The following is a 12,459-nucleotide window of genomic DNA, read 5'->3' as shown; positions in this document are numbered from 1 at the left end:
TTAGACTCTTCCTTCTCTAACTCTTTTTTTATACGCCGTGTACACCAACAGGGCCAGGGCAACCCAAACTGCCAGCAACAGGATACGCGTAGCATTCACAAAAAATATCTGGTTCTCCAGTACCTGTATGGCTTCAGGGTCTGTGGCGGCAGCCAGTTTCTGCTCCAGGTCCACGTTCTTTAGCTTATTGATGATGGAGCTGTTGTCTAGCACCCAGTTTCCGGCGATGGCCGCCCCCCAGTCGCCCCCTTTCGGTGTGAACAGGGAACCAAGGAACACCCATAACAACAGCAGCGGCGTGACAAACTTGATGATAAACTTATAGAAGGCTGGCACCTGTATGTCGGCACCGGAGATAATTTCTCTCCAGCCTCTGTTAATCCCGAACACCCAGGAAAACAGGATGGTCTCCAACAAGGCAAAAACTACCAGCGATACGGTACCGGCCCAATAATCATATTCGTCAAACACACCATACTTAAAGAACAGCACGGTTGGCATACCGAGCAGGAAAACGAACAGACCGAATGACCAGGCTGCCGATTTGCGTCCCCAGTTAAACTCATCCTGCATGAAACCGATCCAGGGCGTACCCATGGCCAGCGACGAGGTGATCCCTGCAAAGAACAACAGACCGAACCACATCATACCCGATAAAGCGCCGAGCAGGTCACCCCACTGGTAAAACAGATACGGAAGTGTTTGGAAGGCAAGCCCCAAGCCACCAGACTGCACCATTTCGGACACTCGTTCTACACCCAGGTAACCGATGGAGATCGGGATCAAGATAGCCGCACCTAACACCACCTCTACAAATTCGTTCATCCATCCGGCAGACATCGCGTTCAGGGCAATGTCATCTTTCGGACGCACATAAGAAGCATAGCAATGCACAGTACCCATACCTACAGAGAGGGTAAAGAAGATCTGTCCGGCAGCAGCCAACCATACGGTTGGAGACCACAGTTGATCAAAATTTGGTGTCCAGAGGAAGTTAAGACCAACTGAGCTGTCGTTAATGGCACCATTCTCACCAGCTGTGAGCGTAACGCCTCTAAAAGCCAGGAAAAGGCCAAACAGGATCAGCATCGGCATGCCGACTTTGGCTACACGCTCTACACCTGACGCCAGTCCCTGCGACAGGATCCAGGTGTTCAGCAATAGGCAAAGGATATAAAAAACGATGGGCTCATAGGGTATCCCTAACGTAGAGGTGCCCAGGCTAACGTATTGGCCGAAAAAATTGGCCACCCCTTCCTGATCCAGGCCACTGAAGGTACCGATAATAGAGTGAAAAGTATAGGACAATGTCCAGGACTCGATGTAGCAGTAGTAAGCGGCAACCGCAATGTTTGTCCAGATACCAAACACGCCAATGTACTTCCACAGGCGATTCTTGCCCATGGTATCTACAATAAACGGTGTGGAATGGTGGCCAAACCTGCCCCCGAAGCGCCCCATAGACCATTCGATCCACAGCAGCGGGATGCCCATCACCAGGAAGCACACCAGATAGGGAATGATGAAGGCGCCTCCGCCGTTTTGTACAGCCTGCACCGGGAAGCGCAGGAAGTTTCCGAGACCCACCGCGTTACCTGCCATGGCCAGGATCAGGCCGACGCGAGAACCCCAGGATTCTTTGTTAGTACTCATAAAAGGGTAGAAGTAATAAGATTGGTTGGTTTAGTTTAGGTTTAGATCGTAAAAACGGAAATTAAAGCATACAATATAGACAATGCATCTGACTGCACCATTAAAAATCTAATATTTTTAATGTTCAGCCAGATGCAAGGCTTATATCCTAAATGTTTAGAGAAAAGAAGCAGGAATTACTTTTCAGCCTGCTCTGCTACCATCCGGATCCCCTCCCGAAAGGAGTGAGGGCGGTAGCCAAGCTGTGTTTCCGCTTTGCGGATGCTGAAGCCTGTGCGAGGTGGGCGCTTGGCGGGTTGTGAGAAGGTGCTTGCGTCCGCTTTATCGATCAAGGACTTGTCCAGGGCAAAGAAGTCCGCTACCTCCATGGCCATTTCATACGGAGTGAGCAACTCGCTGCCAGAAATGTTGTAGATGCCTTCGGCATCATGTTCGGCAGCCAGCCAACAGCCCCTTGCCAGGTCCTCGGCCAGGGTTGGCGTCCGAAACTGGTCTGTCACCACTTTGATCACTTTGCCTGCACGCAGGCTGTCGCGCACCCACAGCACGATATTGGAACGGCCATACGCATGGGCAATGCCATAAACCAACACAGTACGCAGAATAGCCCATTTGCATTTGGCCTTCAGAACGACTTCCTCTGCCTGCAGCTTGGTCTCTCCATAGAAGTTAACCGGGTTCGCCACCGCCTCTTCGTCATAAGGCCCGTTCTCCCCGTCAAAAATAAAGTCTGTGGATAAATGAATCAGATGCACCTCATACTTCTCACAGGCATCTACCAGGTACTGCACGGCATCGCGGTTCAACAACAGGGCCCCTTCCCTGTCTGTTTCGCACTGGTCCACGTTGGTCATGGCCGCTGTGTGGATGATGTGCGTAGGCCTGAACGCACGGACTACCCGGTCTACCTGCGCCGGGTCTGTCACATCCATGCTTCTGAAGGGCAGCGTAGGCAGCACCTCCGCCAGTTTATTTTCACCACGGCTGGTGGCCAATAGCTCCACATCTTGCTTTGGCAGCAACAGTTCAGCCAGCTTTTGTCCCAACAGTCCGTTTGAGCCTGTGATCAGGATTTTCTTCATGCTTATTCTTTCTCCAGTGTTTGGGTGTTGTAGTTGTAGTCGTACTTCTTGGCGATCTTTTTCTTCTTCACATCCTCCACTGTCACTTTCATTTCGATATCGGAAAGCGGCCTGTCCCGCCCCCCCGTTGGTTGCTCTGCTATCTTATCAATCACATCGAGCCCGTCTACCACCTGTCCGAAAACAGTATACACATTATCCAGCATAGGAGTGCCGTTGTGGTTCTCCACAATATAGAACTGCGAGGCACTGCTGGCTCTTTCCGGGTTGATGCGGTCGTCCTGGCGGGCGGCGGCCACGGCACCGCGCACGTGCTTGTGCGTTGGCTTTATCTCTGCAGGAACGGTATACCCCAGGCTTCCCTGTCCGTCGTTGTACGGGTCCTCATCCTTGGTGTTTGGGTCCCCTCCCTGAATCATAAAGCCGTCGATTACCCGGTGAAAGGTAGTGCCATCATAAAAGCCCTCCCTGGCAAGCTTCAAGAAATTTTCCTTATGTTTTGGGGTGTCGTCGAACAAGACCAATTTGATCTCTCCCTGTGGTGTTTCGATCGTTACCAGCTGGTCTTTTCCTTTCGGTTTTTGTGCCAGCACTACGGCAGGCACCATAGCCATCATGGCGATGAACAAGCCTATACTTTTTAGCAGTTTCATTTCTTCAGTTTTCTTCTTTTAAATCATACTTCCCACCCCCGAATATAGGTGGCAGCTCCTCAAACTTAACTCTTTTTAAGCCATCGTTATACTTTTCCCACTCATTGTCATAAGCCGCTGGGTCTGGCATGCCACCAGGCTATAAATACCTTGCCACTTTACACTCGCTGCTTACCTTTTTATTGCGCTATACTTATTAAAAGTTGCACCCACAGAGGCAATATACCCGTAAATTTTACTTTAGCGCCAAAAAGGGCTAAATTTAAGATACTGACAAATCAATCTAACCCACCATAATGAAAAGAATTTTAGTTTCTACATTCCTTTTTATTGCACCCTTAACTAACCTACTTGCCCAGGCTCCCGAGCCCTCTATCGACGAAAAAATAGACGCAGCAGTGGCCCCTACTGCGCAGTACATCTCCGACATCATCTTTTTTGAGATCGGATTCGGCGGTTATGCGATTCCCCTTATCCTGATCTGGCTTTTGGCTGGGGCTATCTTCTTTACCTTCTATCTGGGGTTCATCAACTTCAGAGGCTTTAAGCATGCCCTGGACCTGGTACGCGGTAAGTACGACCAGGAAGATGCACCCGGTGAAGTATCGCACTTCCAGGCCCTAACAGCTGCCGTTTCCGGTACGGTTGGCCTTGGTAATATTGCCGGTGTGGCCATTGCCATCTCGCTAGGCGGCCCGGGCGCTACCTTTTGGATGATTGTCGCCGGTTTACTGGGGATGTCCTCCAAGTTCGTGTCCTGTACCTTAGGTGTTAAGTACCGCGACGTGCATCCTGATGGCACCGTATCCGGTGGGCCCATGCACTACCTGAACAAGGGACTTCGCGAGCGCGGCATGGGCAAGGCGGGCAAGTTTCTGGCTGCCTTCTTTGCGATCATGTGTATCGGTGGTTCGCTGGGGGCAGGCAACATGTTCCAGATCAACCAGGCAACCCACCAGTTTATTGCGGTAACAGGCGGGGAAGAGTCCTTCTTTGGAGGCGGTAACTCCTGGATGTTCGGCCTGATCATTTCCGTGCTTGTCGGCCTGGTGATCCTTGGCGGCATGAAAAGCATTGCACAGGTTACGGAAAAAGTGGTGCCCCTGATGTGCGGCGTTTATATCCTGGCGGCAATCATTGTACTGGCCGTTAACTTCACGCAAATCCCGGAGGCCTTTATGCTGATCCTAGACGGGGCCTTCTCGGGCAGTGCTATCGCTGGTGGTATTGTGGGCACCATGATACAGGGTCTGCGTCGTGGCCTTTTCTCCAACGAGGCAGGCATTGGTTCAGCCTCTATCGCGCACTCCGCCGTTAAAACAAACGTTCCGGTTACAGAGGGATTTGTCGCTTCGCTGGAGCCTTTTATTGATACCGTAGTTGTCTGCACCATGACGGCCCTGGTAATCGTTGTAACAGGTGCTTATAATGTAGAGTCAGTGGATGGCATCGCCCTTACCTCTGCCTCCTTCGCCACCGTGATCAGTTGGTTTCCTGTTGTGCTAGCAGTAGCAGTAATCCTGTTTGCCTTCTCTACCATGATCACCTGGTCTTACTATGGCCTGAAGTCCTGGACTTACCTGTTCGGTAACACGAAAGCTGCTGATATTAGCTTTAAAGTTATTTTCTGTGCCTTTATCGTACTGGGCGCGCCCATGAAGCTGAACAGCGTGGTAGCCTTCTCGGATGCGATGCTGTTTGCCATGAGTATCCCCAACATGGTTGGGCTTTACATCCTGTCGCCAGTGGTAAAGCAGGAAATGCAGGCTTTCCTGACCTATGCCCGATCTTCTAGAAAGCAGCCTTTATCAGAGGATGCGGTGGAAGCGGCACAAGCTTAATTGCAGGAACCGGAAACCAGGACAGCTTATTGCTGTCCTAAAACAAAAAGGAGCTGAGGTTTGCCCTCAGCTCCTTTTTGTTTTAAAGACTTATTCTTTAAGCATTCTCTTTGTCGCGCTCGGCTTTTATGCTTTTCAGGATCTCCTCGCCTCCCTTATCCAGAATAGTTGTGGCCAGTTTCTCGCCCAACTCTTCTGCTGCCACTGTTGGTCCTGTGAGTGTTTCTTTCAGCAACTGCTCACCATTTAGGCTGATCAGGCCTCCTGTGATGCTAATACCCTCTCCTGTAAGGGTCGCCAGGGCAAAAGATGGAATACTGCAACCACCCTCCATGGTTCTCAGGAAGCCACGCTCCGCTAACAGGCAAATGTGCGTATTGGTATGGTTCAATGCCTGCTTGATAGCCTTCTTCACGTCCGGGTCCAGGTTCTTCGCGCACTCAATCCCCACGCTTCCCTGTCCGGCGGCTGGTATAAACTCATCTGCCGGAAAGGTGTGCACGATCAGGTTATCGTAACCCATGCGGTACACGCCGGCGTAGGCCAGCAACAGGGCGTCAAACTGCTTTTCTTCCAGCTTGCGCAGGCGGGTCTGTAAGTTTCCCCTCGACTCAGCAGTGGTTACGTTTGGGTAAAAGCGCTTCAGCAGCGCTTTACGCCGGGTAGAAGAGGTGCCGATTACCGCATTGCTCTCACGCTCTAACTTAAAGTTCGGGTCAAAGCTTAGCAACACGTCGTTTACTTCCTCCCGCTCCATAAAGGCCACCAACTCCAGATCGTCCGGAATAGAAGATTGGATGTCTTTGGCGCTGTGTACGGCAATGTCTACATCGCCTTCGCGCAGGGCTACTTCCAGCTCCTCGGTGAATACGCCTTTAGAACCGATCTTCGCAAGCGACTTGTCCAGTACCTGGTCTCCCTTGGTGCTGATGATCACCAGCTCCGTTTTTAGCCCTGCCGCCTGTAGCTTTTCAGCAGCAGCCTCTGCCTGCCATAGTGCCAGTCTGCTACCGCGGGTTCCGATGCGTATTACTCTGTTTGTTATGTCTGTCTGCATGTTTTTTTAACTGTTGCGCAGGTAACCTGCTATTTGGAGGGAGCTGTCTACAAACACCATTTTGGGGTTGGCATTCCGCTCGATATGGTAATGCGCCTGGTTTAGCTCTTCCGCTAACTGGCCTGCGTTATTACCTGTGATTACTTTAGAAAATTTCTGTACAAAGTTCAGCTCGGCGGGCGGCAAAAACGAGATCAGGCCCTGGTCCACCCCGTACAGCATCACTTTTCGGAAAAGATTAAGCGCATAAAGCAGGAAATTCTTCTGGTTCTCCCGCCCCAGGGTCTGGAACTTATCTCCCATGTCCACCAGCTCCCCGAACTTATAACTGTAACAGTGGCGCATCCACTCAGTAAAGAACACGAAATAGTCGCTACTAATTTCCTTTGTCAGCTTTGCGGCTGCATTCAGACTACCTTCCGCCAGTTGCGCCACCTGGTTGGCTGTGGTCGCATCCGCATTATACTGCTGCTGCAGGTAAGCCACCACTTCCTGCTCCGTGAAATTGCGCACCTGCATGATCTGTGTCCGAGAGGTGATGGTAGCCAGCAACTTTTCGGCAGACTGCGATACCAGCAGGAACAGGGTCTGAGCAGGGGGTTCTTCCAGTAACTTCAGCAGGGCATTGGCAGCGGAAGGGTGCATCAGCTCGGGTAACCAGATCACCACTATTTTATAGGATCCCTCAAAAGCTTTCAGCGACACCAGCTTAACCAGGTGCCTACTTTCCTCTTTCGAGATATTCCCCTGCTTGTTTTCAGCGCCAATGTGCTGCATCCACTCGTTCAGGCCCTGGTAAGGGCTGGCCAGCACAAACTCGCGCCACTCATTCATGAACTTGTGGCTCAGGGCATCCTTGCCCACAGACTTCGTGGTGGTAACGGGCATCACGAAGTTAAAGTCCGGGTGTACCAGCTTGTTCATCTTCACACAGCTGCCACATGTTCCACATGAATCATCGGGCTGCTTGTTCTCGCAGTTAATGTAAGTGGCATAGGCTAGTGCCAACGCCAGGTTAGCGCTTCCCTCCTGCCCCAGAAACAACTGCGCGTGTGCCACATGGTTTTGCTGCACTGATTTAAGCAGTAGTTGCTTTGCCTCCTGATGGCCTATAATCTGCGAAAACTGCACCTCTCTAATTATAAGTAAAGAATTTTTGAATACCTGAACGCTTCCCAGCTCTATCTAAAACTGGGAAGTAATATTTAAATAAACTGTTACAAAGCAGATACTCGACAACTAGTCCTTCTTATCCCACACTCTGTACTGCTTTGTTTGCTCAAAAACGTCATCTATGATGGCCTTCTCCACCTCGTCGAATGCCACTTGGCGGCGCTCCATCACCTTTTCAGCTACTTCGTATACCTTGCGCAACTGGAAAGTCTCAAAACCAGCCGCCCCGCCCCAGCTAAAAGACGGGATAAAATTGCGCGGAAAACCGGCCCCAAAGATATTCGCGCTCACGCCCACGACTGTACCCGTGTTAAACATCGTGTTGATGCCACACTTACTGTGGTCGCCCATGATAAGTCCGCAGAACTGCTGCCCGGTTTTTTTGAACCCCCCTTTGGCATAGTTCCAAATCTTTACCTCGGCATAGTTGTTCTTCAGGTTCGAGGTGTTGGTATCGGCCCCTAAATTGCACCACTCGCCTAGCACCGAGTTGCCCAGGTAGCCCTCATGCCCTTTGTTGGTATAGCCAAAGATAACAGAGGCAGCCACTTCGCCACCTACCTTGCAGAAAGGTCCGATGCTCACATCGCCGCGCATCTTGCCGCCCACGTTCACATTGCTTTCCTCGCCAAGTGCAAACGGCCCTTTGATCACGGCTCCCTCATGCACCTGCGCATTCTTGCCAATGTAAATCGGCCCGTTCTCTGCATTCAGGATGGCAGCCCTTATCTTAGCGCCTTCCTCTATAAAGATGTTTTCCTCGTTGTACACTGCCGTGTACTTATCATTTACCGGCTGGCTCTGCCGCCCCGCCGTCAGCAACTTAAAGTCGCTCCGTATCTGCTCACCGTTGTACAGGAAAATATCCCACACGTCCCGTATAATGGTACAGTTGCTACACTCCTGGCTCTTCGACGAGGCATAATTCGCTACTTCCTCCACATCTTGCAACTCCACGTTGTCTCCGTTAATGGCCACCAAAAGTCCCTTGTGGTACAGCGCCTCCCCCATCTTCAGAGATCGAATCGACGCTACAATGTGCTCGTCGGGGCACACGGCACCGTTAATGTAAAGGTTATGGGTACCATGGCACAGCGTAAACTTCTGATTCAGGTAAGGCTGTGTGAGGTAAGAAACAGCCTCGCCCATGTATTGGCGCCACTTATCCGCTATCGTCAGAATGCCGACGCGGATCTCAGCCACAGGCCGGGTAAAGGTCAGCGGCAATAAATCCTGCCGGATAGTTGGATCATCAAAAAGAATAATATTCATAGACACAAAAATAAAAAAGTCTTCCCGATTAATGTGAGAAGACCCGCTTTATTAACGAAAGCATCAATTTTACAGTTTTACTTCTACTCTTTTCTCTCTTACATCTGCAGGGAACGACTCGTAGCTGCTATAGGCTTCTGCCCCCATTCTAGTCCCGCTACCTACTCCTATCCATTCATTTTGGTCTGCCACGCCTGTTATCTTTTTGCTTATAACCAACTTGTCTGCCTCAAGCGGAAACGCTTTCAGGGGCCTGGTAAAGGTTGTATCCAGCACGACAATTTCTTTCATGGTGGCCTTATCCGTCCGCACTATCCAAAGGCTGACCTTAGCATCATAATCGGCGTAATAGTGCGTTGTGTAATCCTTAGTCGCGAAGATCTCAAACCTCACAACTTTATCTACACCCACAGGTGCAGGCGCGACGTTGTCCTTGTCTTTATCGCAGGAGATTAGAACAGCTAACACTGCCGCCGTGCATGCCCGGGTAAGTTTCGATTGCATAGCTTCTTACTGTAAGTGTATAATACTATATATAGATTAGCTGAAAACACAAACCGGGCCAACTACCTTCCTCTTAAGGAAGCGCAAAATAAAAAAGTCTTCCCGAATTATCAGGAAGACCTCTCTTTGAAACGTTTTAACCGGAATAAACCGCTTATTTTTTGTAACGCTTGTTGAATTTCTCCACGCGACCAGCGGTATCCACGAAGATGTTTTTACCTGTGTAGAAAGGGTGAGAAGCAGAAGAAACTTCCACCTTGATCACAGGATACTCTTTGCCATCTTCCATTGTGATGGTCTCATCAGAGGTCATAGTAGAACGAGTGATGAATTTGAAATCGCTCGTCATGTCCTGGAAAACCACCTCCCTGTATTCTGGATGAATGCCTTTTTTCATTATTATAAACGTTAATTAACCTTAATTCGCAATCGGACTGCAAATTTAGCAAGTTTTTTTGAAAGTAAAATCCTAAGGGCCAAATTATTTTGGAGATCTTTTTACTTATTACGCCGTTCCGAAATCTTGTTAAATTTGCCTTAAACAGTTTACACCCCCTACAGAAGCATGGCACCACAAGAACAGCAACAGAACCTGATACTAGACAGGCAGCAGATAGAGCAAAAGATTACGCGCATTGCTTACGAGATATACGAGCAGAACTTTGAGGCTGAAGAGCTTGTACTGGCCGGCATTCACCCAAACGGGTACACGCTGGCCGAAATGCTTATGAAGCGCCTACAGCAGGTGTCCACGCTCAAGGTACAGCTCCTACGTGTTACCCTCGATAAAACCGCTCCCCTGGAGCAGCCCGTAGAGCTCTCCCCGAAAGAGGTGTCCCTCCAGGATAAAGCTGTTGTGATTGTGGATGACGTGCTGAACACCGGCAAAACACTGGCCTATACCCTGCATACATTTCTGCCACGAAACCCTAGGAAGGTGGAGATTGCTACCCTGGTAGATCGCCATCACCCGCTGTTTCCGGTAGCTGCTACCTATACCGGCTATTCTTTGGCCACTACTCTAAACGAGCACGTACTGGTGCGCCTAAACGAGGATCTATACGGAGCTTACCTGCATTAATTCTGTTACATAGCTAGGTTACTGAAGGGATGGTCCTGAATTCCAATACTGTTATGAAGACAGCCGTTAAAACTGCACAGTCACTAAATCCTTAAAGCATTAAACATGAAGCAGCTTTGCTTTGCCACTAATAACAGACACAAGTTAGCCGAAGTAAGCCAGATGCTGGCGGGCAAGTACAATTTACTTAGCCTCCAGGACATCGGTTGCCACGAAGAACTGGCAGAGGACCAGGACACATTGGAGGGTAACTCGCGCCAGAAGGCAGCCTATGTGTGGGAAAATTACCGGGTGAGCTGCTTCGCCGATGACACTGGTCTGGAAGTGGAAGCACTAAACGGCGCTCCCGGCGTTTACTCGGCCCGCTATGCCGGTCCGCAGCGCTCTGATAACGATAATATCCAGCTCCTGCTACAGAACCTGGCAGCACACGAGAACCGCAAAGCCCGCTTCCGTACTTCTGTTACCCTGATTTTGGATGGTAAGGAGCACCAGTTCGAAGGCATTGTGGAGGGCCATATCACGAAGGAGTGGAAAGGGAATAAAGGCTTTGGCTACGACCCTGTGTTTGTGCCAGAGGGTTACGACAGGACCTTTGCGGAGATGAGCGCCGAGGAAAAGAACGCCATCAGCCACCGCGGACGCGCTATCCGCAAGCTGGTAGACTTCCTGAAGGCACAGCCATAAAACACAAATTAATTGCGGGCTACCTTGGCCTTCTTGTAGCTAAAGTCTTAATTTTGTGGTCTGAAACCATAGCTTCCTATGCAAAAGCCATTTATCGTCGGGATTACAGGAGGTAGTGCTTCAGGAAAAACGACTTTTTTGAACAAGCTACTGACATCGTTTGCACCTGAAAACGTTTGTCTCATCTCTCAGGACAACTATTACAAGCCGCGCGAGCTACAGACCCGCGACAGGAACGGCATCGTTAACTTCGATCTCCCTTCCTGTATCGACGACGAAGCGTACGCACACGACATTTTGAAGGTAAGCCAGGGCGAGACGGTTTACCGCACCGAGTACACCTTCAATAATCCCAACGTAGTACCCAAGCAGCTGGAGTTCCGGCCGGCTCCTATTGTGGTGGTGGAGGGTATCTTTGTCTTCTACTTTGAGGAGATCGCCAAGCTGCTGGACCTGAAAGTATACATCGACGCCAAAGAGTACATCAAGCTGCAGCGCCGCATCGTGCGAGACCGGATTGAGCGAGGATACGACCTGGACGATGTGCTGTACCGCTACACCAACCACGTGGCCCCTACGTACGAAAAGTACATCAAACCGTACAAAAACGACGCAGACATCATTATCCCCAACAACAATCACTTCGAGAAGGGGCTGGAGGTAATCATAACATTCCTAAACGCTAAAATAAAAGGATGAAACACAAGTTTGCTGTTATCGGCCTGGGCATCTTCGGGAACTCCATTGCCCGTACGCTGGCAGAGCGTGGCGCAGAAGTGGTCGCCATCGACAACGATGAGGACCATGTGGAAGCTATCAAAGACGATGTTGCCTACGCTGTAGCCCTGGATGCGACCGATATCCGTGCCCTGGAAGCACAGAACATACAGGACATGGATGCTGTGATCGTGGCTATTGGCGAGGACTTTGAGGCTCTGCTGATCACGACAGCAAACCTGCAGGAGTTAAATATCAAGCGCGTGATCACCCGGGCTTCGAACAAGCAGCAGCGTCGTATTTTAGAGAAGATGGGTGTGCAGGAGATTCTTTCGCCGGAGGGTGAGGTAGGCAAAACTGTAGCCGAACGCTTGCTGCAACCTAGCATCCGTACTTTCCTCCCCCTGCCGGATAACTACGAGATCGTGGAGATCAGCACACCGCCCAACATTGCCAACCGCAGCCTGGCCAAGATTTCGCTCCGTGAGAAATACAACCTCAACCTGATCACGATTAAGCGCTTTTTTGAGGAGATGCAGGACGGCAAACCTACCAATGTGGAGCACATTATCGGTGTTCCGAAGGCAGACACCATTATCTATCCCTCAGATATCCTGATCCTTATCGGCAAAAAGCAGGACGTGAAGCGATTTCTGGATATAAACCGCTAAGATTTCCTTCTTTTTAAATAAAAGGCATTACATTTGCAATTACACCTTGTAAATGCCGAAGACTAAAA

14 protein-coding genes are annotated in these 12,459 nt (G+C 50.2%); 5 read left to right on the top strand and 9 right to left on the bottom strand.

The window, feature by feature from the left end; genetic code table 11:
* The 4 genes from CHB92_RS00770 to CHB92_RS26275 all read right to left on the bottom strand — a co-directional run bounded on the left by CHB92_RS00770 (position 1) and on the right by CHB92_RS26275 (position 3,518).
* Positions 1-1,653, bottom strand: coding sequence for a sodium-dependent transporter (locus CHB92_RS00770; RefSeq protein ID WP_089317250.1), 1,653 nt, complete (start codon positions 1,651-1,653; stop codon positions 1-3).
* Between the two features lie 176 nt (positions 1,654-1,829).
* Positions 1,830-2,735 (bottom strand): SDR family oxidoreductase, encoded by a 906-nt coding sequence (locus tag CHB92_RS00765; RefSeq protein ID WP_089317249.1) that lies wholly within the window; start codon positions 2,733-2,735, stop codon positions 1,830-1,832.
* A gap of 2 nt (positions 2,736-2,737) precedes the next feature.
* Positions 2,738-3,388, bottom strand: coding sequence for a peptidylprolyl isomerase (locus CHB92_RS00760; RefSeq protein WP_089317248.1), 651 nt, complete (start codon positions 3,386-3,388; stop codon positions 2,738-2,740).
* A 4-nt stretch (positions 3,389-3,392) separates the two neighbouring features.
* Positions 3,393-3,518, bottom strand: coding sequence for a hypothetical protein (locus tag CHB92_RS26275; protein WP_258178980.1), 126 nt, complete (start codon positions 3,516-3,518; stop codon positions 3,393-3,395).
* A 166-nt stretch (positions 3,519-3,684) separates the two neighbouring features.
* On the opposite strand from CHB92_RS26275, the gene CHB92_RS00755 reads away from it, so the two are divergent.
* Positions 3,685-5,229 carry an alanine/glycine:cation symporter family protein gene (locus CHB92_RS00755; RefSeq protein WP_089317247.1) on the top strand — a complete coding sequence of 515 codons (1,545 nt, stop codon included), beginning with the start codon at positions 3,685-3,687 and terminating at the stop codon, positions 5,227-5,229.
* Positions 5,230-5,326: 97 nt separating this feature from the next.
* On the opposite strand, the gene hemC is transcribed toward CHB92_RS00755, so the two are convergent.
* From hemC to CHB92_RS00730, 5 genes are all read right to left on the bottom strand, one after another.
* Positions 5,327-6,286 carry a hydroxymethylbilane synthase gene (hemC, locus tag CHB92_RS00750; protein ID WP_089317246.1) on the bottom strand — a complete coding sequence of 320 codons (960 nt, stop codon included), beginning with the start codon at positions 6,284-6,286 and terminating at the stop codon, positions 5,327-5,329.
* A 6-nt stretch (positions 6,287-6,292) separates the two neighbouring features.
* On the bottom strand, positions 6,293-7,417 hold the full coding sequence (locus CHB92_RS00745; RefSeq protein WP_089317245.1) for a DNA polymerase III subunit: 1,125 nt from the start codon (positions 7,415-7,417) through the stop codon (positions 6,293-6,295).
* Between the two features lie 108 nt (positions 7,418-7,525).
* Entirely contained in the window at positions 7,526-8,731 is a 1,206-nt protein-coding gene (locus tag CHB92_RS00740; protein WP_089317244.1) for a GlmU family protein, read from the bottom strand.
* A gap of 69 nt (positions 8,732-8,800) precedes the next feature.
* Positions 8,801-9,235 (bottom strand): hypothetical protein, encoded by a 435-nt coding sequence (locus CHB92_RS00735; RefSeq protein ID WP_089317243.1) that lies wholly within the window; start codon positions 9,233-9,235, stop codon positions 8,801-8,803.
* A gap of 154 nt (positions 9,236-9,389) precedes the next feature.
* A complete protein-coding gene (locus tag CHB92_RS00730; protein ID WP_089317242.1) occupies positions 9,390-9,632 on the bottom strand; it encodes a type B 50S ribosomal protein L31 in 243 nt (80 codons plus the stop codon).
* Positions 9,633-9,800: 168 nt separating this feature from the next.
* Between CHB92_RS00730 and CHB92_RS00725 the strand changes: the two genes are divergently transcribed.
* The 4 genes from CHB92_RS00725 (at position 9,801) to CHB92_RS00710 (ending at position 12,391) form a co-directional block, all read left to right on the top strand.
* Positions 9,801-10,316, top strand: a complete 516-nt coding sequence (locus CHB92_RS00725) for a phosphoribosyltransferase family protein (protein WP_089317241.1) — start codon at positions 9,801-9,803, stop codon at positions 10,314-10,316.
* A 105-nt stretch (positions 10,317-10,421) separates the two neighbouring features.
* Positions 10,422-11,003 carry a non-canonical purine NTP diphosphatase gene (locus tag CHB92_RS00720; RefSeq protein ID WP_089317240.1) on the top strand — a complete coding sequence of 194 codons (582 nt, stop codon included), beginning with the start codon at positions 10,422-10,424 and terminating at the stop codon, positions 11,001-11,003.
* Positions 11,004-11,081: 78 nt separating this feature from the next.
* Positions 11,082-11,702 carry a uridine kinase family protein gene (locus tag CHB92_RS00715; protein WP_089317239.1) on the top strand — a complete coding sequence of 207 codons (621 nt, stop codon included), beginning with the start codon at positions 11,082-11,084 and terminating at the stop codon, positions 11,700-11,702.
* The gene (locus CHB92_RS00710) at positions 11,699-12,391 is read left to right on the top strand and encodes a potassium channel family protein (RefSeq protein WP_089317238.1); all 693 of its coding nucleotides are present in this window, start codon (positions 11,699-11,701) and stop codon (positions 12,389-12,391) included. Before CHB92_RS00715 ends, CHB92_RS00710 begins: the two co-directional genes overlap by 4 nt.
* Positions 12,392-12,459: the final 68 nt, after the last annotated feature.

Origin of the sequence: Pontibacter ummariensis (genome assembly GCF_900188175.1) — a bacterium.
Classification (GTDB): domain Bacteria; phylum Bacteroidota; class Bacteroidia; order Cytophagales; family Hymenobacteraceae; genus Pontibacter; species Pontibacter ummariensis.
Note: the sequence above shows the minus strand (reverse complement) of the source record. Positions and strands in the feature narration are given on the sequence as shown.